Here is a 23,296-nt window from a genome sequence, read left to right as displayed (position 1 = left end):
GCCGATGATCCTGCTCGCCGTCGGCTCAGTGGCATCCGGCGCCCTGTTCGCCATCGGCGGCACCCTGGCGCACTGGCTCCAACCCGTCGTCGGCGCCCACGAAGCACACCACGCCCTACCCGCCTGGGTCGTCACCATCATCGTGCTCTCCGTCGTCGCCATCGGCATCCTCATCGCCTACCGCATGTACGCACAAAAGCCGGTCCCCGACACCGCACCCCAAGACGTGACAGCACTCACCGTGGCCGCCCGCAAAGATCTGTACGGAGACACCATCAACGAAACCCTACTGATGAAATCGGGCACCCGGCTGGTGAGTACGTCAGAAGCGCTGAACGACAGCGTCATTGACGCAGCGGTCGAAGCGATCGCCGGGGCGGTCGCACACACCTCGAGCAGGGTGCGCCGTTGGCAGACGGGATACGCCCGCTCCTACGCGCTCACGATGCTCGCCGGATCAGCGGTCGTCGTGGCCGCCCTCGTAGTTGTGGGGCTGTCGTGATCGATGCACCTTGGCTCTCCATCCTGTGGGTCGGCCCGGTAGCCGGCGCAGGCATCGTGATGCTGTTGCCACGCCGTGGACTCGCGAAGGGCGTGGGGCTCATTGTCTCACTGGCGGTCCTGACCGTCGCAAGCCTGCTCGCGGTCGGATTCGACGTCACGGGCGATCGGTATCAGTTCGTCGAAACCCACACGTGGATTCGATCTTTCGGCGCCGGGTACACCGTCGGCGTCGATGGCATCGCACTGGCGCTTGTCCTGCTCACCGCGGTGCTGGTGCCGCTGCTGATCGTCGCCGGCTGGAACGACGCCGACGACGCCCCATTGGCGGCGGGGACGTACGTGGCTCTGATGCTGGCGGTTGAATCGATGGTCATGCTGTCATTCGTCGCGCTCGACGTGTTGTTGTTCTACGTCGTATTCGAAGCAACACTGATTCCCCTCTACTTCCTCATCGGTCGATTTGGTGGAAACCGCACCGGACCTGATCACACTGACTCCGCGGCGTCCAAAGCCGCGCTGAAGTTCTTTCTGTACAACCTGTTCGGCGGGTTGATCATGCTCGCCGCGATCATCGGCCTGTACGCGGTATCCGCAGGATCAGGGCCTGGCACTTTGGATTTCCAGTCGCTTCTGAGCATCGCGCCCGAAACCGAACCGACTGTCCAGAAGCTTGTGTTCCTCGGCTTCATGGTGGCGTTTGCGATCAAGGCTCCGCTGTGGCCGTTTCACACCTGGCTGCCAGGGGTCGCCACGTCGGCGAAACCGGCGACCGCGGTGCTGATGATGGCCATCGTGGACAAGGTCGGCACCTTCGGCATGCTGCGCTACTGCCTGCAGTTGTTCCCCGACGCCTCAGCGTATTTCCGGCCGCTGATCATCACCCTGGCCGTCATCGGCATCGTCTACGGCGCGATACTGGCCATCGGCCAGACCGACGTGATGCGGCTGATCGCCTACACCTCCATCTCGCACTACGGCTTCATCATCCTCGGCATCTTCGTGATGACCAGCCAAGGCCAATCGGGTTCGACGCTGTACATGGTCAACCACGGCATCTCAACCGCCGCACTGTTCCTGATCGCCGGGTTCCTGGTATCGCGCAGAGGAACCCGCCTAATCAGCGCCTACGGCGGCGTACAGAAGGTCGCCCCGGTATTGGCAGGCACCTTTCTCATCTCAGGCCTCTCCGCTCTCGCGCTCCCTGGACTCGCACCGTTCATCAGCGAATTCCTGGTGCTCATCGGCACATTCACCCGATATCCGCTTGCCGCCATTGTGGCGAGCACGGCGCTGGTGCTTTCGGCGATCTACATCCTGTGGATGTACCAACGGATGATGGGCGGCCCGGTCGCCGAAGGCAACGACCGGCTACGTGACCTGATCCCCCGCGAACTGGCGGTGGTGACGCCGCTGATCGCGCTGCTGCTGGTGCTCGGCGTGTACCCGAAACCCCTGCTCGATGTGATCGATCCCGCGGTCACCCACACCATCAGCACCATCGACCAACCCGATCCCGCACAGAAGATCGCCGCCAAATGACACTGCCAGCACCGAATGTCGAATTCGCCGCCCTCTCACCAATGCTCATCGTGTTCGGCGCCGGTGTCCTTGGCGTCCTTCTCGAAGCGCTACTCCCTCGGCATCTCCGGTACCGTGCCCAGCTGGGTGTGAATTGCATCGCGCTCGGCGCAGCTTTCGTCGCCGTCGTACGCCAGGCGGGCCATCGCGGTCACGCCGTCATGGGTTCGGTCACAATCGACGGTCCGACGCTGATTCTGCAAGGCGCCATCCTGTTGGCGGGTGCTGTCGCGATCGCACCACTCGGTGAACGTCGACTCGCCGCATTCGCACCACAGGGATCGACCGTTCCCGGCAGCGCCGAGGAGCGAGACGCCATGCGGGCAGGTGTTCTGCAGACCGAGGTATTTCCGCTGTTCATGTTCGCGGTTGGTGGAATGTTGTTGTTCCCGGCGGCGTCGGATCTATTGACGATCTTCATTGCCCTCGAGGTGCTCTCGCTGCCGCTGTATCTGCTCTGCGGGCTGGCTCGACATCGTCGGTTGCTCTCCCAGGAGGCGGCGCTGAAGTATTTTCTGCTCGGCGCATTCTCATCCGCAATGTTTCTCTACGGCATAGTGCTGATCTACGGCTACGCAGGCACCCTCACGCTATCGGGTATCGCCACCTCGATCGACGACCGCGGCCAGACGTCGCTGGTACTGACCGGAGTCGCCCTATTGACCGTCGGGCTGCTGTTCAAAGTTGGCGCGGTTCCATTTCATTCGTGGATCCCGGATGTGTATCAGGGCGCGCCGACACCCGTCACGGCGTTCATGGCTGCGGCGACGAAGCTCGCCGCGTTCGGCGCCATGCTGCGGATCTTCTACGTGGGGCTGCCCGGGCTTGCCGCGGACTGGCGGCCGGTGCTGTGGGGCATTGCGGCCCTGACGATGGTGGTGGCCGCCGTGCTGACGATCGTTCAAACGGATATCAAACGGTTGCTCGGTTATTCGGCGGTGGCCAACGTCGGGTTCCTGCTGCTGGGCGTGTCCGGGACCGAGGCCGGCCTCTCGTCGACGTTGTTCTATCTGATCGCTTACGGCCTCACCACATTAGGGGCGTTCGCCACCGTCACGATGATCCGCGCCGCAAACGGCGAGGAGGAAACCGACACCTCGCGGTGGGCGGGACTCGGGCGGCGCTCCCCCGCGGTCGCCTGCGCAATGGCTTTGTTCCTGTTGGCGATTGCCGGCATTCCGCTTACCAGTGGCTTCGTCAGCAAGTTCGCGATCTTTGCCGCCGCCGCAGCCGACGGCGCCGCGATACTTGTTGTTGTCGGCGCACTTACCAGTGTGGTCGCCGCGTACGCCTACGCGCGCGTGATCGTGACGATGTTCTTCGCCGTGCCGGACACTTATGCGCCCGCCGCGGCCCGGCCTGCATTGGCGACCGCGGCGGTCGTCACCGTGGCCGCGGCGGGCACCGTTCTGCTCGGTGTACTTCCACAACCGTTGCTCGATCTGACGATCCATGCCGGGGACTTCGTCCACTAGGCGATATGCCGGCAGGCGGGGCACCCCTCGACTACCCCCATCTGGGGGCAGTAATCCCCGCACTGGGACGGCAGGATGGTAGCCAAGGACGTCGGAAGAAGGAGCATCGAAATGAGCCATACACCTGCATATTTCGCCCCCTTGATGATGTCTTCGCTCGTTCCCGTTGCAGGTGATCGCGTGCGGGTCGCCCACGGTGTTTTCGGGAGACTTGGCCGGGTCTCCTCGACCACACCGGGCCACATCGTCGTGCAATACGACCGCGGCGGCCGCGAGATCATCGATCAGACTCGACGCTCGGTCTGGGTGCTCCAGTAGCACAACAAAACGGGGGCGGCGCATCGAACCGCGCCGCCCCCGCTTTTCATTCAGGCAGGTTGGAGTTCGTTACGAAGCCGCGCCGCGGCACCGTTGGCGGCGACACGCTCAATCAGGGCCGCCTGGCCGTCGGCAACACGACCCGGGTCACCGCGCCATGCTGCCAACGCGGGAGAGACCAACGCACGGCCAAACGAGAACGTCAGTGGCCACGGCGTTCTGTGCGATTGCATCGCCTCAAGATTGGCGGTCGCACGCTGCGGGGGCTGTCCGCCGGACAAGAAGGCAACGCCTGCAAGGTCGCCCGGCCACGCCCTCAAGACCCCGACCGTCATCTCGGCTATCGCCTCAGGAGTGGCCTGCCTGCCATATCCCTCGCCCTCGAGAACCATGTTCGGCTTCAGCACGATCCCGGCCAAATCGACATTGAGTAGCGCCAGTTCGGATCGCACCGCGGTGTGAACCTCGGCCGTCACGTCCCTGCACACACCGCGGTTGTGCGTACCGTCCATGAGCACCTCGGGTTCGACGATAGGCACGATTCCCGCCTCCTGGCAGGCAGCGGCATAACGCGCCAGGGCACTCGCGTTCGCCCTTATCGCGCCGCGCGTCGGGGTGTCGCCGGTGATCGTGAACACGGCACGCCACTTGGCGAACGCCGCTCCCATTTCCGCATATTCGGCCAGGCGCGCAGGCAACCCGTCAAGTCCCTCGGTGATTGTCTCGCCGGGCAGACCCGGGCACGGTTTGGCACCGGTATCCACCTTGACCCCGGGAAGTATGCCTAATGCGCTGACCGTCTCGGGAAACGGAGTGCCGTCACTGAACGTCTGGCGCAACGTCTCGTCGCAGAAGATGATGCCCGAGACGCTGTCCGCAAGGCCAGGCGCGGAGGCCAGGAGCTCCCGATATTTCCGTCGGTTCTCGGCAGTCGGTTCGACACCGGCTTCCTCCAGCCGTTTCGACATCGTTGCGATGCTTTCGTCCGCAGCAAGGATCCCCTTGCCGGGAGCCATCATTCGCGCGGCGATCTGTCGGCAGGTCGTCATGTGGGTATGCCCTTCGGTACATGGATTGTCGGTTGAAAGCTATCGGCAACCCGGCCCGGTCGGCCTCACCTAGGAGGTGGACCCGGAGGGTGACTCATTCAAGTATTTGCTTGATTGAGACTGGCATATTCTCAATAGACATGTTCAGAATTGGCTGGCAGCATTCCGGGCATGACAGATAGATGGAACGCCGGGGTGATCCCGTACGCAGAGATGGGCTATTGGCAACCGGACTACGTTCCGAAGGACTCAGATATCCTGTGCGCCTTCCGGATAACGCCGCAGCCGGGTGTGCCTCCCGAAGAGGCGGGCGCGGCGGTCGCAGGCGAGTCCAGCACCGCCACGTGGACGGTGGTGTGGACCGACCGGCTGACCACCTTCGAGCACTACCAGGCCAAGTGCTACCGCGTCGATGCGGTTCCGAATGCACCGGGCCAGTGGATTGCGTGGATCGCGTATGACCTTGATCTGTTCGAGGAGGGCTCGATCGCCAACCTCACGAGTTCGATCATCGGCAACGTCTTCGGATTCAAGCCGCTGAAGGCACTTCGCCTGGAGGACATGCGTATCCCGACCCAATACGTCAAGACGTTCCAGGGACCCGCACACGGTGTCGTGATGGAACGCGAGCACTTGAACAAGTTCGGCAGGCCCCTGCTGGGGGCAACCACCAAGCCGAAGCTCGGTCTTTCGGCACGCAACTACGGTCGCGTGGTCTACGAGGCGTTGCGCGGTGGACTGGACTTCACGAAGGACGACGAGAACATCAACTCACAGCCCTTCATGCGCTGGCGGGATCGATTCCTGTTCTGCATGGAAGCCGTCAACCGTGCGCAAGCGGCAACCGGCGAAATCAAGGGCCATTACCTGAATGTCACTGCCGGAACCATGGAAGCCATGTATGAACGCGCCGACTTCGCCAAGGAACTCGGCTCCGTGGTCGTCATGATCGATCTGACCGTCGGATATACGGCCATCCAGTCGATGGCCAACTGGGCCCGCGCCAACGGCGTGCTGTTGCACTTGCATCGGGCCGGCCACGGTACCTATACCCGGCAGAAGAATCACGGTGTCAGCTTCCGAGTGATCTCCAAGTGGATGCGGCTGGCCGGCGTCGACCATATCCACGCGGGCACGGTCGTCGGAAAACTCGAGGGCGACCCCAATTCGATCGCGGGATTCTATGACACGTTGCGGCTGGACAACATCGCCGCGGATCCGGTCAAGGGGCTGTACTTCGACCAGCAGTGGGCATCGATGCCCGGCGTGATGCCGGTCGCATCGGGTGGCATCCACGCGGGTCAGATGCACCAACTTCTGCACTACCTGGGCGAAGATGTCATCCTGCAGTTCGGCGGCGGGACCATCGGCCACCCGATGGGGATCGCTGCAGGCGCCGAGGCCAATCGCGTCGCGTTGGAGGCAATGATCAAGGCGCGCAACGAAGGCCGCGACTACTACGCGGAGGGCCCCGAGATCCTGAAGAAGGCGGCCGCGAAGAACCGTGCGCTCGATACCGCCCTGGCCACCTGGGGTGACATCTCGTTCAATTACGAGTCCACCGATACCCCCGACATGGTCGCCACCCCAACCCTTAGCTGAGAAAGAAGACACACCAATGAAAGTCACCCAGGGCACCTTCTCCTATCTGCCCGATTTCACCGACGAGGAGATCACCGCGCAGATCAACTACGCGTTGAACAACAACTGGCCGCTGTCGGTGGAGTTCACCGACGACCCACATCCCCGAAACGTCTACTGGGAGATGTGGGGGCTGCCCATGTTCGACCTCAAGGACGCCGCAGGAGTGCTGTTGGAGGTCAATGCCTGCCGCAGCGCATATCCAAACTCCTACGTGCGTCTCAACGCCTACGACGCCAGTCTTGGCCGCCAGACCACCGCCTTTTCGTTCATCGTGCAGCGACCCGACGAAGAGCCCGGCTTCCGCCTCAATCGCGCTGAGGGTTCCGATCGCCGGATCGGCTACACCACGTTCGCCTACGCCACCCAGCAGCCGCCCGGGGACCGGTACGGGTCGCCGTGATCAACGCACTGCACCCGACACACCGCCCGTCGATACACAATGTCGATTCGCTCGACGGGGTCGAGGTGCCGGTGACCGTGTCCGGCCCGGAAACGGGCCGGACCGTCATCATGTTCGCGGAGGCGCCGCCAGCAGGCGACCCCTACCACCCGATCCGGGAACGACTGCACGTGGCGATGTTCCGGACGGTCGTGATATCCGTGCACGCCCGGCTGACGCCGAAGGCCGTCGTCACGGTGCTGGACCAGCTGAAGGTGTCGAGTGGTCTGCTCGTCGGCGACGGCGCCGCAGGCGACCTGGCGTGGAGCCTCGCCGCCACTTACGGTGCGCGGTTCACCGGCTTGGTCGTGGTCGACTGCGGCCATCCGGCCGCGCCGGACATTGACGGCGATATCCACGACATTCATTGTCCCGCAGTGGAAGTTGACACCACTGCACTGGTCGGCAGTAAGGCGACACAAGCTGTGGCCCTGGCGAGCCGACGGTCGGTGCGAGGTGATTTCCGGCTCGTGGAACTGGCCGGCCCTCGGACGTCCCGGCACTTCACCATGCAACTGGTCGCCGAGATCGTCGTGCGAGCGCTTTCGCGCTAGTCCGCAGCTTTTCGCTTTCAGGCCTTGACCAGATCGGCGTTACTGCGCTCCGCATTGCGCCGATCCATCAACCGCATGATCATCGGGGTGAAGATGAGCTGCATCGCAAGGTCCATCTTGCCACCGGGACACACGATGGTGTTCGGGCGTGACATGAACGAATCGTGCAGCATCGCCAGCAGATAGGGGAAGTCGATGCCATGCGGATCACGGAACCTGATGATCAGCATGGACTCGTCGGCGGTGGGAATCGTCCGCGCGACGAACGGGTTTGACGTGTCGACGACCGGGACGCGTTGGAAGTTCACATCGGTGTTCGAGAACTGCGGGCATATGTAGTTCACGTAGTCCGGCATGCGACGCAGGATGGTGTCGGTGACGGCCTCAGAGGTGTAGCCGCGAACCACTTTGTCCCGGTGCAACTTCTGAAGCCACTCGAGGTTGATTACCGGCACCACGCCGATGCGAAGGTCCGCATGACGTGCGACGTCGACCGTGTCGGTCGTGATTGCACCGTGCAGTCCCTCGTAGAACAGCATGTCGGTGTCGCCCGGCAACTGCTCCCACGCGGTGAAGGTGCCGGGCTCCTGGTCATACGGAGCGGCCTCCTCCTCGTCATGAAGGTACTTGCGGTATCTGCCGACTCCGGTCTTTCCATAGGTGCGGAATAGGTCCTCTAGTTCGGAGAAGAGGTTGGCTTCGGGGCCGAAGTGGCTGAACGCGTGGTCACCCCGCGAGTGCGCCTCGGCGATCGCCTTCTTCATCTCCTTACGGTCGAAGCGGTGGAAGCTGTCGCCTTCCACGTAGGCAACGTTGATTCCCTCGCGGCGAAAGATCTGCTGAAAAGTGCGCATCACCGATGTGGTGCCCGCGCCCGACGAACCTGCAACCGAGACGATCGGATGTCTGCGTGACATCCGATCACCCCGCCACGTTGCGGTACAGACCGCGAGTGCGGTACAGCGGCAGTGTGGACGTGAGCTCATAGGTCTCGCCGTGATAGTCCTCGATCCGGGTAACTTCCTCGCGTGCACCGAAGATGAACGAGACACGCTGGTGGATATCGCCAGGGACCACGTCGAGGACGCGCTGCCGCCCGGTGCTCGCCGCACCGCCGGCCTGCTCGATCAGGAACGCCACCGGATTGGCCTCGTACAGCAGTCGAAGCCGTCCCGGCTTGACGGGCTCACGGGAGTCGCGCGGATACAGGAAGACACCTCCGCGGGCGAGGATTCGATGCGTCTCCGCGACAAGGGAGGCGACCCAGCGCATGTTGAAGTCTTTCTGCCGGGGTCCCGATCGACCCGCCAGGCATTCCTGGACGTACCGCTGCACCGCCGGCTCCCAGAACCTCTGGTTGGATGCGTTGATAGCGAATTCGCTTGCGCTCGAGGGTATACGGATGGACTGACGGGTCAGGATGAACTCACCGAGGTTCGGGTCGAGGGTGAACGCGTGCACACCTGTGCCCACCGAGAGCACCAGCATCGTCGACGGACCATAGATCGCGTATCCGGCACAGACCTGTTGGCAACCGGGTTGTAGAAAGTGCTCGCGGTCGGGGTCCGACCCGGGTTGTGGTGCCCGCAGTATCGAGAAGATGCTGCCGACCGACACGTTGACGTCGATGTTCGACGAACCGTCCAACGGGTCGAACAGCAGCAGATACTTGCCCCGCGGATGTTCGGTCGGCAGCAAGTAGGGCGCGTCGAGTTCCTCGGAGACCATCCCGGCGACATGGCCACTCCACTCGGTGGCGCGCAGGAAGTAGTCGTTGGCGAGAACATCGAGCTTCTGCTGCACCTCGCCCTGCACGTTGGTGTGGTCGACCGCGCCGAGCACCCCGACCAGTGCGCCGAGTGCCACCCTGTTCGATATCGCCTTGCAGGCCAGTGCCACATCGAGGATCAGGGCATTGAAGTCGCCCGACGCGTCAGGGTGACGCCGGCGTTCTTCGATCAGGAACTGCACCAACGTGGTGCGATCGGCAAGCATGGTCCAAGGATGTCGGTGCCGATGGGAGGGCCCATCCCCCTCATGGGTGGGCGCTCGGGTGGCTGCCCACCGTTGCGGTCAGCCGATGGTCGCCACGCGTGTGTCGCGGTGCAGATCGGACAACCAGTCACACCACTGGTCGATCCCGTGCCCGGTTCGTGCACTCGTCTCAATGACAGCCACCCCGGGATGGACCTTGTTGAGGTTGGCGTAGAACAACGCCAGGTCGTAGTCGAGGTGAGGAATGAGGTCGACCTTGTTGACGATGACGAGGTCGGCCGACCGGAACATCACCGGATACTTGAGCGGCTTCTCTTCCCCTTCGGTGACCGAGTACACCATGGCGTTGGCATGCGCGCCGACGTCGAATTCCGCCGGGCACACCAGGTTCCCGACGTTCTCGATGATGAGCACGTCGAGGTCGGCGAGCGGGAGCCGCGACAACGCCGAACGCACCATCGGGGCGTCGAGGTGGCATTCCCCGCCGAATCCGTTGGCGGTGTTGATGAGCGCGATGGCGGCGCCGAACCCGTCGAGCCGGTCGGCGTCGATGCTCGTTTCGATGTCACCTTCGACGATGCCGACGGCGAGCCGGCCTTGCAGAAGGCGCAGGGCCTCGCAGAGCACCGTCGTCTTGCCTGCGCCAGGTGAAGACATCAGGTTCACCGCCGTCAGACCAGCGGTGTCGAAGTCGCGGCGGTTGGCCGCCGCGGTCTGATCGTTCTCCTCGAATATCCGCTCGAGCACCACAACTCGCTCGGTGCCCGTCACATAGCCCGAATGATCGCCGTGGTCGTGTTCGGCGACCCGCTCATCACCGTGGTCATGTGGATCGTCGTGGTCGTGGTCGTGATGGTGCTCGCGGCCGTCTTCGTGTCGATGGAACCTGCCCACAGCGTCACACCCCTGCCAGATCGAGTGAAGTGATGAGGAACTCGTCGCCCTCGATGAGATCGACCTCGCTTCCCGAGCAGGAACCGCACACAAAGGCCAGCTCGGCGAGTACCTGCTCGTGCCCGCAGCCGGTGCACCGAATCTTGACGGGTATGCGCTCGACGTGAAGCTCGACGCCCTCGAGGTCGGATTGCTCGGTGACCAGTGACCAGCAGTAAACCAGTGTGTCGGGCACGATCTGGCGCATCTCGCCGATCCGGACGTGCACAGCGCGGACTTCCCTGCCCGCAGCGTGCTCCTTCACGATGCCGACCATCGAGCTGCAGATCGAGAGCTCATGCACTCCTACCCTCCTCGAGTCAGAGGCGACCATACACGCACCGGCGCGCTACTGTCGCAACGTTTCTGAGGGCGTCATACCCCAGCGCTTCCGATATTCGGAAGCGAAGCTGCCGAGATGGTTGAAGCCCCAACGTGTTGCCACGTCGGTCACCGTGACCCCGTCGCTCGGCAGGGCATCGGCGAGTTCGGCATGCACACGCTCGAGCCTTCGGTCGCGGACGTAGGTCATCGGGGACACTCCGAGTTCGTCGCGAAAGCCCTGCTGAATCGAGCGGATGCTCATGTGGACGTGGCGGGCGATCGACTCCATGGTGATCTGTTCGGCCAGATGTGCGTCGATGTAGGTCATCGCTTCAGCCACGACCCTGCGGCCAGGGTGGGAGGCAGGCCGGATGAACTCGTCGTGGTAGTTCGACGGCTGGATGTGCAGCAGGCTGTTCATCAACAGCTCCTCGATCCCGCTGATCCCGTGACCGAGTTGTACGAGAGACCCGGCGTGGTAGACCTCGGTGTGCAGAAGTTGCACCGCGGCATGCCAGCGCACGGCCACGTCGCTGGTCAAGTCGAATTCCGGATGGAAGACCAGCGGCCCCGAAAGGCGTCGGCCCCGCAGCCGCGTCAGATACTCATGCAGTGCCTGTTCCTCGAAGCGGATCAGCAACTGCGGCGAATCGTCGTCGAAGTGCATAGTGAGCCCCGCGCCCGGACTCGTCACCAACGCCCTGATTGTGTTGGCCTCGAATTCATGGTCGTTGTGGTGACACCTCGCGTTTCCGTTCATCGGCATATGCACTCCGAAATACCGCCCCAGGACCGGGATCTCGAGTGTCGACCGCACATGTAGATCGAGGTAGAGCATGCTGACGTTGCGGAGCCGCACCCCGTGCATCGTTGCGGCGAATCCTGATCCATCCTCGGTCAGGGTGATCCATCCCGGCGCCAGCGCCCGGCTCAGCAAGGCGCCTGCTTCTCGGATGCTCTCGGTGTAGAAGATCTCGTTGTTTGCCAGCGCGGGCGGCACCCCACGGGAACGCACCTTGCGTCGCACCGGATCGCCGGTGCGGCGGCTGTCGATAAAGCCCATCCGGGCCAGGCGCGACATCAGCGTCGACCGTCCGCACCACCCATGATGGTTCGACCTTTCGTTGAAGAGTTTGCGGCGATCATTCAAGTCTCCTCGGCGCATTGAGCGCATCTGCGCGCATAAGTTTGCGCAATTCTGACAGTGATTGCGCGAAAGCGATAGGCCATGTGCAGACTCACGGCTAGCGTGTGTGAGCACCAACACACCGACTCAGGAGGTATTGGTGCCCGCACACGGCTCGGTCATCGCGGCCCTGGACAGCGACGAACTGGTCGACGAGTCCCCAGGCGACGATCTGATCGCCCGCTTGGACGACCCGAAGATCGCCTCGTCGATTTCGCTGATCCTCGACCATGCCGATCTCCTGGCGACGATCATCGTCGGCCTCGACGGCATGCTGCGGCGGGCCGACGTGATCGGCGACAACCTCGCCTCGAGCGTCGCAGAGGTCAGAGAACTGGCAACCAATGGCCAGCGGCCATGGGCCAGCGTCGATCTCGCCGCCCTCAGCGACACCGTCACCCGGTTGTCCAGCGCCGTCGTCGACGCAACGCCTGCCATCGACAGGCTGCTGCACTCACCGCTCACCGACGTGAAGACCGCCGACGTTCTTGCCGACCTCGGCGAGGCACTCCTCGAGGGACGCCAGGCCGCAGCGGCCGATCCGCGCGGGCCCAAGGGGATTTTCGCACTGATGCGAGTGGCTAAAGACCCTGATGTCTCCCGCGGTCTGGGGTTCATGATTCATATCGCGCGAGCCTTCGGCCAGCGGCTTGCCTCATCAGGGACGTCACCATCAAGCGGTAACGGCAGGCACGCCGCGACATAGCCATCGACACAGCCCACCGCTCGAACACAGCCCAACGCCTGCCCAGCCCGCAGGCACTGAGAGGAGATTTCATGGCGTCCGTGCTCTGGTTACAAGGAGGCGCGTGCAGCGGCAATACGATGTCGTTCCTCAACGCCGAGGAACCAAACGTCGTCGACCTGATCGTCGACTTCGGGCTCGACCTGCTGTGGCATCCGTCGCTCGGCCTCGAACTCGGTGACAACGCCCAGAAAGTGTTCTGGGACTGCGCACGCGGCGAGCGACCATTGGACATCTTCGTGTTCGAGGGCTCCGTCATCGAAGCTCCCAACGGCACCGGCCGGATGGACATATTCGCCGACCGGCCGATGAAGGACTGGGTCGACGATCTGTGTGCCGCCGCCCAGGTCGTCGTCGCGATAGGCGACTGCGCCTGCTGGGGTGGCATACCGGCGACTGAGCCCAACCCCTCGGCGTCCACCGGCCTGCAATTCCACAAGCGCCGCAAAGGCGGCTACCTCGGACCCGATTTCCGTTCGAAGATGGGTCTTCCCGTCATCAACATCCCCGGCTGCCCCGCACACCCGGACTGGATCACCCAGATCATCGTCGCGCTTGCGACGGGCCGCGCGGGTGATATCACGCTGGACGAGTTGCACCGGCCGGAAACGTTTTTCAAGACATTTACCCAGACCGGTTGCACCCGCGTGCAGTTCTTCGAATACAAGCAGTCGACCATGTCCTTCGGCGAGGGCACCCGGACCGGCTGCCTGTTCTACGAATTCGGCTGCCGTGGTCCGATGACCCACTCTCCGTGCAACCGAATCCTGTGGAACCGGCAGTCGTCCAAGACCAGGGCGGGCATGCCGTGCCTTGGTTGCACCGAACCCGAGTTCCCGCACTTCGACCTCGCACCGGGAACGGTATTCAAGACTCAGAAGGTCAGCGGCATGATCCCCAAGGAAGTTCCCGAGGGCAGCGACCATCTCACGTACATGGCGCACGCAGCGGCGGCCAAAATAGCTGCGCCGCAGTGGTCCAAAGAAGACATGTTCGTCGTCTGATCCCAACCGCACGCCCCGCTACAGCCCACAGTCTCAGCCCAAGGTCTTGAAAGGACTTACCGTATGACTGCGTTGGACTTGTTCGTCAGTCCCCTCGGACGTGTCGAGGGTGACCTCGATGTGCGCGTCACCATCGACAACGGGGTTGTCACCTCGGCGTGGACCGAAGCCGCGATGTTTCGCGGCTTCGAAATCATTCTGCAGGGCAAGGATCCGCAAGCCGGCCTCGTAGTGACACCGCGGATCTGCGGTATCTGTGGCGGCAGCCATCTCTACAAGTCCGCCTATGCGCTCGACACCGCGTGGCGCACCCACGTGCCGCAGAACGCCACCCTTGTCCGCAACATCTGTCAGGCCGCCGAGACACTGCAGTCCATTCCCAGGTACTTCTACGCGCTGTTCGCAATCGATCTGACCAACAAGAACTACGCAAAGTCCCCGCTTTACGCCGAGTCGGTCCGGCGCTTCGCGCCCTACGTCGGCACCAGTTACCAGCCCGGCGTGGTGCTGTCCTCGAAACCCGTTGAGGTGTACGCGATTTTCGGCGGTCAGTGGCCGCATTCCAGCTTTATGGTGCCCGGCGGTGTGATGTGCGCACCCACGCTGACCGATGTGACGCGTTCGATCGCGATCCTCGAGCACTGGAAGGACAATTGGCTGGAAAAGCAGTGGCTCGGCTGCTCGATCGACCGCTGGCTGGCCAACAAGACGTGGGAGGACGTCCTGGAGTGGGTGGACGAGAACGAGGAGCAGCACAACAGCGACTGCGGCTTCTTCATCCGCTTCTGCCTCGACGTCGGCCTTGACAAGTACGGCCGCGGCGTCGGGAACTACATTGCCACCGGTACCTATTTCGATCCGTCGCTCTATGAAAATCCCACCATCGAGGGACGCAACGCGGCGCTGATCGGCCGGTCGGGGATCTTCGCCGACGGCGAATGGTCCGAGTTCGACCAGGCACGGGTGCGCGAGGATGTCACGCATTCCTTCTACCAAGGGACCGGGGCACTTCACCCGTTCGACGGCGAGACCATCCCTGTCGACCCCGAAGAGGGCCGCAAGCAGGGCAAGTACAGCTGGGCGAAGTCCCCGCGCTACGACGTGCCCGGCCTTGGCCACATTCCGCTGGAGGCGGGGCCTCTGGCCCGACGGATGGCCGCAGGCGGTCCCAATGCCGCGCCGCACCAGGACGACGACACGTTGTTCGTGGATCTCTACAACAAGCTCGGGCCGAGCGTGTTCGTGCGTCAACTGGCCCGCATGCACGAAGCGCCGAAGTATTACAACTGGACCCGCGAGTGGCTCAACCAGCTCGACCTCAAGGAGAGCTTCTACACCAAGCCGACCGAGCACGCCGAGGGCAAGGGCTTCGGTTCCACCGAGGCCGCCCGCGGTTCGCTATCGGACTGGATTGTCATCGAGGACAACAAGATCAAGAACTATCAGGTCGTCACCCCGACCGCGTGGAACATCGGGCCCCGCGACGGCTCTGAGGTACTCGGCCCGATCGAGAGTGCGCTTGTGGGAACCCCGATCGTCGATACCGAGGACCCGGTGGAGTTGGGTCACGTCGCGCGCAGCTTCGACTCCTGTCTGGTGTGCACGGTGCACGCTTACGACGGAAAGTCCGGTCGTGAGTTGTCGAAGTTCGTCATCAACGGAATGGTGTGATTCCCACGTCAACCACCCCCGACGAGATCGCGCAATCCGGCAGGGCCGACCCAGCACTCGACCCGCCGGGTTGTGCGGTCATGGTTGTCGGCTGTGGCAACCTGTTGCGCGGTGACGACGGCGTCGGGCCGATTTTGGTGCGTCATCTCTGGGAACGCGGTGTGCCGGAAGGACTCCGGTTGGTCGACGGCGGCACCGCCGGAATGGATGTCGCATTCCAGATGCGCGGCGCCGGGCGGGTCGTGATCGTCGACGCGTCGGCCACCGGTGCCGCGCCGGGCACCGTGTACCGGGTCCCCGGCGCGGAGTTGGCGGAACTCCCCCCGCTGGAGGGTCTACACACTCATTCGTTCCGCTGGGACCATGCCATCGCATTCGCACGCTGGGCGTTGGCCGACGACTGTCCGTCCGACATCACCGTCTTTCTGATCGAGGCGGCCAATGTTGCGATGGGTGCCGACCTTTCGCCCGTGGTAACCACTGCGATGAACACGGTGATCGACATCATCGAGGCCGACTTCATCGCGGCGCTGCGCCCGCAAGAACCCAGCGATCCCGATGACCTTGCGGTGGAGTTCACCGAGGACGGTTACCTGCGCCTTGGTGCCGCGCTGTGTGCGGCGCACTTCCCCGCCCATGTCGCCGTCGGCACGATTCGCGACGGCGCATTGTGGCTGCTGCCCTTGCGGGGCCCGCGCAGCGGCGGGCTTCTGCTCAAGCAGCGCACCCCGGCGGGCGATCGCGCGGTCCTGGTTCGAGAACTGCTCGACGACGACATCCCCGTCGGCTGCCGTAACGCGGTCTGGGAGGACGCGCAGGGCGCGCTGCGGGTTCCGTTGGGGCAGCAGAAGTGACGATGGTGGCCGAGCGACCCGATACCGATCCGACCTCCAGCCACGATGCTTCAGGTGCGCCGGACTACGGTGACATCCGTCCGCGCACCAAGCGGCGCGAGGACAGCTCGGCCGACGAGGCGTTCAGTGTCGACACCGTCGTCACTGAGGAGCGCGGACGATGGGCTGTCGACATAGTCGTGGTATTCGCCGACGGCGTCGTGCACAAGCGGATCGATACCCACCCCACCAGGGCAAGGGCCGAGCTGTCGGCTCGCATGATCAAACGAGCCGCCGAACGCGATATCAGAGGACCCCTTAATGGATGACGCAATGCTGACCTCCACATCCGTTGTGGATCAAGATCTTTCCCATGTCTCCGTGGTGATCCCCCGGCCACAGCCGCTCGGCCTGTTTCCACTGCCGTTGGGGTTCATGCTGATTCCGGCGGGCAAAGAGGCTGACGGCGTGCGGGAGGCGCTGCTTTCTGGGCGGCTCCCCGCGAGCTGGCCGCAGAACCTGCGCGCCCACGAGCTCGCCGCCGCGGGCGAAAGAGGCGCCGCGATCGCCGAACTGCAGGGCCACCACGACCCGGTCAGCAGGTACAACCAGTTCGTGCTCGACCCCGACAACGTCGATCCCGAAGAGCTACGACGTGGATTGGGTGACTTCGCCGTCCTGGTGGATGTCGTTCTGTTCGCGCTCGGGCGCATCGACACGCCACCTCATTCCGACTCCGTCGACGGCGAGATCGCCGCGGCCGTGCTGTCCGCAGGCGCGAGTCACGCCATGATCGGCGGAGATCACCAGGCCGCAGTCGAAATGCTCGACCTCGCAGCAGCGGCCGCCGCACCGATATCGGCGTCGCTGGCAGGCACATTGCGGGGCGCGGCAGGTGCAATCTGCCGCGACATCGGCGACGAGAGCTACGGATCACGATTGCAGAAGGCATTGTCCGACCTGGACGGCGCGGACGGCCTGCGGGTCCCACGTGCAGAGATCCACTTGTGCCTCGCGAGCGCGCTGCACGAGGAAGCGCAACGGCGGCCCGAGCTACTGACGACCGTGATCCCCCACTACCACTCGGCGCTGCAACTGGTCAGGCGTGCCGACGCGCCGATGTTGTGGGCCGCAGCGCACGCCGGACTGGCCGCGGCATACCTGACCATGCCCATGGTCGAGGCCTCCAGCCAACTGCGGTTGGGGGTGGCTGCGCAGTCGTTGCGCTCAGCGCTCACCGTCTACACGAGAGACGAGCATCCGCAGGAATGGGCCAGCGTCCAGCTCAATCTGGCCAACTCGCTCGTCTACACGCCGTCGCGCCATCAGCGGGAGAACCTGGTCGAGGCCGCCGAGATCTACGAAGCGGTGCTGCAGACCCGCGACCGCACCACCGACCCGCTCGGTCGGGCCAGGGTGCTGGCCAACCAAGGTAACGTGCTGGCGCATCTCGGCGTGTTCGACGACGCGAAGGCCAAGCTCTACGAGGCGCGGTTTCTTTTCGAGGAACTCGGCGACGACGATTCGGTGCGTGCCGTCAGGGGCGTGCTCGACGAGATCGCACGCCAGCGGGTGCTTTCCGTCACTGACGAAACGGAGGGGCCCTGATTGTCCACCACCGTGTCCGACGTTTCGCCGCCCCGATCGGCCGTCGAGCAGCCTCCTGAGCCCGGCTTCGAAGAGCTGGCGAAGCGCGTCGACGAGGCGGTGGCCGCGCTTCAGAGCCTCGACCCCGCTGCACGCGCCGTCGCCGAGGAACTCAAAAGCGCGATCGAGGCCGTGCACCGCGCCGGGCTCGTTACCATCGTGCGTGGCATGCGGGCCGACGTTGCCGCGCAGGCGGTGCTGTTCGATCTGGTCGACGACCCCGTCGTGCACCTGCTGTTGTCGCTGCACGAGATCATCCGGCCGGATCCGATGACGCAGGCCACCAAGGCGCTGAATGCGGTGCGCCCGCAGTTGCACGGCCACGGTGGCGATGTCGAGTTGGTACGCATCGAGGACCGGACGGCGTTCGTCCGGCTGAAGGGGGCGTGCAACGGTTGCTCGATGTCCTCGGTGACGTTGCGCAACCTGGTCGAGCAGGCGCTCGTCGAGAATCTGCCATCGGTGACGTCAGTCGAGGTACTGCCCAACGAGCCTGAGCCGACGCTGATTTCGGCCGACTCGCTGTTTCCAGCACGACATCGGATCGAGGATGGCTGGGCACAAGCCGGCGACATCGCCGATGTGGCCGAAGGCAACCTCAAAGTAGTCGAGCTGTCCGCAGCCAACTCCGACCAACGGGTCTCGGTGCTCATGGTCAACCTCGATCAGCGGTTGACCGCCTATGTCAACGAATGTGCCCATGAGGCTTTGCCGTTGGACAACGCGGTGCTGGACACGTCCAACGGCACGCTGACGTGTCCGTGGCACGGATTCTGCTACGACGCGGCTTCCGGCGAATGCCTTACGGCACCCGCGGCGCAGCTCGAGCAGTTGCCGCTGCGTGTTGACGAGGGCCGGATCTGGGTCCGGGTCGGCACATGACGAGCCTGACCGTGCGCACAAGTCTCGCGCCGCGCGTACCGCGAGCCCACACGGGAACCGGCGTGGCGCTGTCCGGCGGTTGGCGCCCCGAGGTATGGCTGGGTGCGCCCGCGCCGGGCGGCCTGGCGCTGCCTGCCGCCAGCCCGACCCTGGCCTGGATGTACTCACCTCGTGGTGTGTTCTTCGACGACCGGTACCTTGTCGTCGCCGACTCGGGAAACCACCGGGTGCTCATCTGGCACGGAATGCCAAGCACCGACGAACAACCCGCGGATGTCGTGTTGGGCCAACCCGACGGCGTAACCGAAGGGCGGGCCGCCGCAGGGCGCGGCACGGAGAACGGCATGAACCTGCCCACCGGCGTGCTCGTGCACGAGGGTCGGCTGATCGTCGCCGACGCATGGCATCACCGAATCCTGATCTGGCGCACCGTGCCCGACAAGAGTGGGACACCGCCGGATCTGATTCTGGGACAACGCAGCAGCGCCGATGTGGAACCGAACATGGGCAGTACGGCTTCGGCGTCGTCACTGTACTGGCCGTTCGGCGTCGCGGTCGTCGGGTCCAATTTCTGGGTTGCCGACACCGGCAACCGGCGGGTGCTTGGCTGGTTTGGCGGCCTGCCGGACGTGAATCGACCCGCAGACGTCGTGCTCGGTCAACCCGATTTCGCAGGCCGCGAGGAGAACCGAGGCGGACAGGTGGGCCCGGCCAGCTTTCGCTGGCCGCATGCCATTACGGGCTCCGACGACCTCCTTTTGATCGCCGACGCTGGTGACCACCGCGTGCTGGGATGGTCACCGTTGCCCGACGCCGACCGTCCCGCCGACCGACTCATGGGTCAGCCCGACCTCCATACCGCACGCGAGTGGCCGTACGGGCCCCAGTGCGGCGACAGATTCCGGTTCCCATACGCCGCGAGCATGGACGACGATCGGTTGGCGGTCGCCGACACCGCGAACAACCGAGTTCTGTTCTGGGATGGCGTGCCGCGTGACGGCCGACCGGCCGATCATGTGCTTGCCCAACCCACGCTTGAAGCAAACGGTGAAAACCGTTGGAGCGCGGTCACTCACGATTCCCTGTGCTGGCCCTACGGTGTCTGGCTGCACGGCGACCGACTCGCTGTTGCCGACGCCGGTAACAACCGGGTGATGATCTGGCGGCGGTCATGATGTCTGCTTCCACACCCACGACGGCCGAGCCTGTGCAGCGGCGCCGGTTCACGGTGACAGGCGTGATTCAGGGCGTCGGATACCGGCCGTTCGTCCATCGGGTGGCCGCCGAACTGGGCTTGTCAGGGTTCGTCGGCAACGACTCGGCGGCCGTTTTCATCGAAGCCCAGGGCCCGTCGAGCGCGCTCGACGCATTGGGGCACAGGCTCGTGACCGAGGCGCCGCCGTTGGCGGTCGTCAGCGACGTGTTCTGCACCGAACTGGCGGAAAAGCCGTCAGACGACGATGGATTTCACATCGTCATCAGCAGGTCCGCTAGCGCCGCGCCCACCCCGATCCCGCCCGACGCGGCGGTCTGCGAGGACTGCATGGCCGACCTCTTCGACCCCGCCAACCGCCGCTACCGGCATCCGTTCGTCACGTGCACCAATTGCGGTCCGCGCTTCACCATCATCCGTGCACTGCCTTACGACCGACCTGCGACCACCATGGCGGGCTTCGCCATGTGTGATCAGTGCGCGGCGGAATATCACGAGCCGACGAATCGCCGATTCCACGCACAGCCGATCGCATGCCCGGACTGCGGCCCCTCGATGTGGTTCGCGGGTAGTGGCGGCCGCGTCGACGGCACCGACGCGGCACTCGAGGCAGGCCAGGCCACAATCGAACAGGGCAGGATACTCGCCATCAAAGGCATCGGCGGCTATCACCTCGCCTGCGCGGCAGACGACGATGCGGCGGTTGCCGAACTTCGCCAACGAAAGGGCCGGCGCGGCAAGCCGTTCGCGGTTCTCGTCCGTGACCTCGACGTAGCGCAGCGCTACGCAGAGGTGAGTGAGGCCGACGCCGCAGTGCTCACCAGCGCGGCTCGGCCTGTGGTGCTGCTGCGACGCAGAAGCGATGCACCGGTCGGCGCGGGAGTTGCGCCGGGCAACCCGTTGCTCGGCCTGATTCTGCCGTACACGCCGATCCACCACCTGCTGCTGGCGCGGGTGCCGGGTGCGAAAACCGTTCCGCCGGAGGCGATCGTGCTGACAAGCGCCAACCGGTCAGACGAACCCATCTGCTACACCGACGACGACGCGGCCAAGCGGTTGGGCGCGCTGGCCGACGCTGTGCTCGACCACAACCGGCCCATCCATGTCCCGTGTGACGACTCGGTGGTTCGTCCGCTGGACGACGGAAAAGAAGTACGGGAGATACCCATTCGCCGCTCACGCGGCCACGTGCCGCTCCCCGTCGACCTCGGCCGAGACAGCCCACCTGTTCTCGCGGTCGGCGGGGAGCTCAAAAACACCTTCTGCCTTACGGACGGTCGCCGCGCATACTGCTCTGCCCACATCGGCGACATGGGCTCGGTCGCCACGCTGAAGGCGTTCACGCACAGCGTGCGGCAACTCTGCGAGATGCGGGGGCAGCCCAGCCGGTTGGCCGCCGATCTGCATCCGCGATACGCGACCCGCAACTGGGCCGAGCACAACGCTGGCGAGCGCCCCGTCGACCTGATCCAGCATCATCACGCCCATGTGGCATCGCTTCTGGCCGAGCACGCGATGTTGGGCGAGCCGATCATCGGTGTCGCATTCGACGGCACCGGGTACGGGTGCGACGACACTGTGTGGGGCGGTGAGATCCTGCGACTGGGCCACGACAGCCATCGCTTCAGCCGCGTCGGGCACCTCGCTGCCGTGCCGCTGGCCGGCGGGGATGCCGCGGTGCGCAACCCATGGCGGGTCGCGCTGGCACAGCTATGGCAGGCACGCGTGCCGTGGACCGCCGAGCTGTCTCCGGTCCAAGCCGCCACTCCGGCCGAATTGCGGCTGCTGAGAACGCAGTTCGCGACTGGTCGCGGATGCGTGCCAACAACCAGCATGGGCAGGTTGTTCGATGCTGTGGCCTCACTTCTCGACGTCCGACAACACATCGACTACGAGGGACAGGCCGCCATCGAACTCGAGGTGTTGGCCGCTTCTGCCGACCACACGACGGCCGAGGTGCCGTTGCGGCTAGACGTCGACAGCTGCGGGGTCATCGACCCGACACGGATGATCGCCACAATGGTGCGCGCGCTGCGCGACGATGCCGACCGGGCGGGCCTGGCCATGGCATTTCATCGGGCGGTTTCACGCGCGGTCTCTGAGGTGGTCCGGCTGGTGGCGGGCGGCATCTCCACGGTCGGGCTGACCGGCGGAGTCTTCCAGAATGTGTTGCTGCTGCAGTCATGCCGCCGACTTCTCGAAGACGACGGTTTCACCGTTCTGACCCATCGCGTTGTCCCGCCGAACGACGGCGGGTTGGCGCTGGGCCAGGCTGCGATAGCCACCATGGCGGCGCTCGAGGACGCCGACGATGCACAACGCGAAAGGACCACAGAATGTGTCTAGGGATCCCCGGGCGGATCACCGAGGTGTGGGACGAACCGGGCGGGGGGCGGTTCGCGAAGATCGCATTCGCCGATCAGGTCAAAACCGCCTGCCTGGCCTATCTTCCGGACCTGGCCGTGGGTGACTACACGATCGTGCACGCCGGATTCGCGCTCACCCGAATCGACGAGGAGTCGGCGAAGATCACGCTGGAAACGATGCGCGAGTACGGCGTCTTCGGCGAGCAGGAGGCGGCGTCGTGACGTCACCGGCGCACACCGGGATGGCGCCCGAGCTCGCGATTGATCTCGCGCATGCTTCATTGACTCTGGCGCAGAGGTTTTCGGACAAGGCAACCATGTGGTGCATCGCGCCTGCCTTCTCCCCGCACGCCCAGCACATCGCCGTCGAATTCGTCCATCCGGTGGTCGTCGGCAAACGCGCCCTTCCCGCTGTGGCGTTGACGGGCCCCGACCTGGTCGCACAGGTACGGATGTCCGTCCGCCCCGGCGACGTGGTCATCGCCTGTGCCGGCGCCGGTGATCCCGAGGTCCGTGCCGTCATGAACCGGGCCGCCGCATGGGGGGTCACGACGATCTGGATCGGCAACGGTGAGCGCCCGGCCATCGGAGCGGCCGATCACGTGTTGTGGCTTGACGATCCCGACCCGACTCTCGCGGCCACCGGCGAGTTCGTGTTGATGTATCACCTGTTGTGGGAACTCACCCACGTCTGCTTCGAGCACCCGGGACTGCTGACCGCACCACCTTCCGTCTGCACCGACGACGTGTGTATCACCTGCAGCGACGAAGGCCGTCCCGCAGAGGTACTGAGCACCGCAACCGATGGGACGGCGTCGGTGCGCACCGCTGCGGGCAGGGAGGACGTCGTCACCGTGCTCGCAGGCACGTTGTTCCCCGGCGACCTCGTACTCGTCCATGCCGGAATGGTGATCAGCAAGCTGAGGGAGACGTGAC

At 64.5% G+C, this 23,296-nt stretch carries 23 protein-coding genes and 1 pseudogene; 18 read left to right on the top strand and 6 right to left on the bottom strand.

Annotated features, from left to right (window positions below):
• From D6M19_RS08715 to D6M19_RS34175, 4 genes and pseudogenes are all read left to right on the top strand, one after another.
• A pseudogene (locus D6M19_RS08715) lies at positions 1 to 502 on the top strand (NADH-quinone oxidoreductase subunit L); the annotation flags it as partial.
• On the top strand, positions 499 to 2,043 hold the full coding sequence (locus D6M19_RS08710; protein WP_123024762.1) for an NADH-quinone oxidoreductase subunit M: 1,545 nt from the start codon (positions 499 to 501) through the stop codon (positions 2,041 to 2,043). The pseudogene D6M19_RS08715 and the gene D6M19_RS08710, both read left to right, overlap by 4 nt.
• Positions 2,040 to 3,557 carry an NADH-quinone oxidoreductase subunit NuoN gene (nuoN, locus tag D6M19_RS08705; RefSeq protein WP_123024761.1) on the top strand — a complete coding sequence of 506 codons (1,518 nt, stop codon included), beginning with the start codon at positions 2,040 to 2,042 and terminating at the stop codon, positions 3,555 to 3,557. The genes D6M19_RS08710 and nuoN overlap by 4 nt, the downstream gene beginning before the upstream one ends.
• A gap of 111 nt (positions 3,558 to 3,668) precedes the next feature.
• The gene (locus tag D6M19_RS34175; protein ID WP_164478394.1) at positions 3,669 to 3,875 is read left to right on the top strand and encodes a hypothetical protein; all 207 of its coding nucleotides are present in this window, start codon (positions 3,669 to 3,671) and stop codon (positions 3,873 to 3,875) included.
• Positions 3,876 to 3,925: 50 nt separating this feature from the next.
• Here D6M19_RS34175 and D6M19_RS08700 read toward each other — a convergent pair whose 3' ends face one another.
• Positions 3,926 to 4,924 (bottom strand): class I fructose-bisphosphate aldolase, encoded by a 999-nt coding sequence (locus tag D6M19_RS08700; RefSeq protein WP_123024760.1) that lies wholly within the window; start codon positions 4,922 to 4,924, stop codon positions 3,926 to 3,928.
• Positions 4,925 to 5,095: 171 nt separating this feature from the next.
• Here D6M19_RS08700 and D6M19_RS08695 point away from each other — a divergent pair, with 171 nt between their 5' ends.
• Genes D6M19_RS08695 through D6M19_RS08685 form a run of 3 tightly spaced genes read left to right on the top strand, consistent with a single transcriptional unit; the run spans position 5,096 to position 7,561 of the window.
• Complete coding sequence (locus D6M19_RS08695; RefSeq protein ID WP_123024759.1) at positions 5,096 to 6,526, top strand: form I ribulose bisphosphate carboxylase large subunit; 1,431 nt, start codon at positions 5,096 to 5,098, stop codon at positions 6,524 to 6,526.
• 16 nt (positions 6,527 to 6,542) lie between these two features.
• A complete protein-coding gene (locus D6M19_RS08690) occupies positions 6,543 to 6,968 on the top strand; it encodes a ribulose bisphosphate carboxylase small subunit (protein WP_123024758.1) in 426 nt (141 codons plus the stop codon).
• Positions 6,965 to 7,561, top strand: coding sequence for an alpha/beta hydrolase (locus D6M19_RS08685; RefSeq protein ID WP_234834769.1), 597 nt, complete (start codon positions 6,965 to 6,967; stop codon positions 7,559 to 7,561). The genes D6M19_RS08690 and D6M19_RS08685 overlap by 4 nt, the downstream gene beginning before the upstream one ends.
• A gap of 17 nt (positions 7,562 to 7,578) precedes the next feature.
• Here D6M19_RS08685 and D6M19_RS08680 read toward each other — a convergent pair whose 3' ends face one another.
• The 5 genes from D6M19_RS08680 to D6M19_RS08660 all read right to left on the bottom strand — a co-directional run bounded on the left by D6M19_RS08680 (position 7,579) and on the right by D6M19_RS08660 (position 11,894).
• The gene (locus D6M19_RS08680) at positions 7,579 to 8,478 is read right to left on the bottom strand and encodes a phosphoribulokinase (RefSeq protein ID WP_123024757.1); all 900 of its coding nucleotides are present in this window, start codon (positions 8,476 to 8,478) and stop codon (positions 7,579 to 7,581) included.
• Between the two features lie 4 nt (positions 8,479 to 8,482).
• Positions 8,483 to 9,556, bottom strand: a complete 1,074-nt coding sequence (locus D6M19_RS08675) for a class 1 fructose-bisphosphatase (RefSeq protein ID WP_123024756.1) — start codon at positions 9,554 to 9,556, stop codon at positions 8,483 to 8,485.
• A gap of 78 nt (positions 9,557 to 9,634) precedes the next feature.
• Positions 9,635 to 10,450 (bottom strand): hydrogenase nickel incorporation protein HypB, encoded by an 816-nt coding sequence (hypB, locus tag D6M19_RS08670; RefSeq protein ID WP_123024755.1) that lies wholly within the window; start codon positions 10,448 to 10,450, stop codon positions 9,635 to 9,637.
• 4 nt (positions 10,451 to 10,454) lie between these two features.
• Positions 10,455 to 10,793 carry a hydrogenase maturation nickel metallochaperone HypA gene (locus D6M19_RS08665; RefSeq protein WP_123024754.1) on the bottom strand — a complete coding sequence of 113 codons (339 nt, stop codon included), beginning with the start codon at positions 10,791 to 10,793 and terminating at the stop codon, positions 10,455 to 10,457.
• Between the two features lie 45 nt (positions 10,794 to 10,838).
• The gene (locus tag D6M19_RS08660; RefSeq protein WP_123024753.1) at positions 10,839 to 11,894 is read right to left on the bottom strand and encodes an AraC family transcriptional regulator; all 1,056 of its coding nucleotides are present in this window, start codon (positions 11,892 to 11,894) and stop codon (positions 10,839 to 10,841) included.
• 172 nt (positions 11,895 to 12,066) lie between these two features.
• Between D6M19_RS08660 and D6M19_RS08655 the strand changes: the two genes are divergently transcribed.
• From D6M19_RS08655 to D6M19_RS08605, 11 genes are all read left to right on the top strand, one after another.
• Positions 12,067 to 12,705, top strand: a complete 639-nt coding sequence (locus D6M19_RS08655; RefSeq protein ID WP_234834768.1) for a DUF1641 domain-containing protein — start codon at positions 12,067 to 12,069, stop codon at positions 12,703 to 12,705.
• Between the two features lie 71 nt (positions 12,706 to 12,776).
• The gene (locus D6M19_RS08650) at positions 12,777 to 13,748 is read left to right on the top strand and encodes an NADH-quinone oxidoreductase subunit B family protein (protein WP_123024752.1); all 972 of its coding nucleotides are present in this window, start codon (positions 12,777 to 12,779) and stop codon (positions 13,746 to 13,748) included.
• A 63-nt stretch (positions 13,749 to 13,811) separates the two neighbouring features.
• Positions 13,812 to 15,419: a nickel-dependent hydrogenase large subunit gene (locus tag D6M19_RS08645; protein ID WP_123024751.1), complete on the top strand. Its 1,608-nt coding sequence runs from the start codon at positions 13,812 to 13,814 to the stop codon at positions 15,417 to 15,419.
• Positions 15,416 to 16,273: a hydrogenase maturation protease gene (locus tag D6M19_RS08640; RefSeq protein ID WP_234834767.1), complete on the top strand. Its 858-nt coding sequence runs from the start codon at positions 15,416 to 15,418 to the stop codon at positions 16,271 to 16,273. Before D6M19_RS08645 ends, D6M19_RS08640 begins: the two co-directional genes overlap by 4 nt.
• 2 nt (positions 16,274 to 16,275) lie before the next feature.
• Positions 16,276 to 16,581, top strand: a complete 306-nt coding sequence (locus D6M19_RS08635; protein WP_234834777.1) for a hypothetical protein — start codon at positions 16,276 to 16,278, stop codon at positions 16,579 to 16,581.
• A gap of 4 nt (positions 16,582 to 16,585) precedes the next feature.
• Complete coding sequence (locus D6M19_RS08630; RefSeq protein WP_123024814.1) at positions 16,586 to 17,860, top strand: hypothetical protein; 1,275 nt, start codon at positions 16,586 to 16,588, stop codon at positions 17,858 to 17,860.
• Entirely contained in the window at positions 17,861 to 18,781 is a 921-nt protein-coding gene (locus D6M19_RS08625; protein WP_123024750.1) for a NifU family protein, read from the top strand.
• Positions 18,778 to 19,956: an NHL repeat-containing protein gene (locus tag D6M19_RS08620; protein ID WP_206428477.1), complete on the top strand. Its 1,179-nt coding sequence runs from the start codon at positions 18,778 to 18,780 to the stop codon at positions 19,954 to 19,956. Before D6M19_RS08625 ends, D6M19_RS08620 begins: the two co-directional genes overlap by 4 nt.
• Entirely contained in the window at positions 19,956 to 22,340 is a 2,385-nt protein-coding gene (gene hypF / locus D6M19_RS08615; RefSeq protein ID WP_123024811.1) for a carbamoyltransferase HypF, read from the top strand. Before D6M19_RS08620 ends, hypF begins: the two co-directional genes overlap by 1 nt.
• Positions 22,331 to 22,582, top strand: a complete 252-nt coding sequence (locus D6M19_RS08610) for a HypC/HybG/HupF family hydrogenase formation chaperone (RefSeq protein WP_123024749.1) — start codon at positions 22,331 to 22,333, stop codon at positions 22,580 to 22,582. Before hypF ends, D6M19_RS08610 begins: the two co-directional genes overlap by 10 nt.
• A gap of 20 nt (positions 22,583 to 22,602) precedes the next feature.
• The gene (locus D6M19_RS08605) at positions 22,603 to 23,295 is read left to right on the top strand and encodes a hydrogenase assembly protein HupF (protein WP_123024810.1); all 693 of its coding nucleotides are present in this window, start codon (positions 22,603 to 22,605) and stop codon (positions 23,293 to 23,295) included.
• Position 23,296: the final 1 nt, after the last annotated feature.

Source organism: Mycolicibacterium stellerae (assembly GCF_003719305.1).
GTDB classification, from domain to species: Bacteria; Actinomycetota; Actinomycetes; order Mycobacteriales; family Mycobacteriaceae; genus Mycobacterium; species Mycobacterium stellerae.
This window is presented reverse-complemented; position numbering and strand designations above follow the sequence as displayed.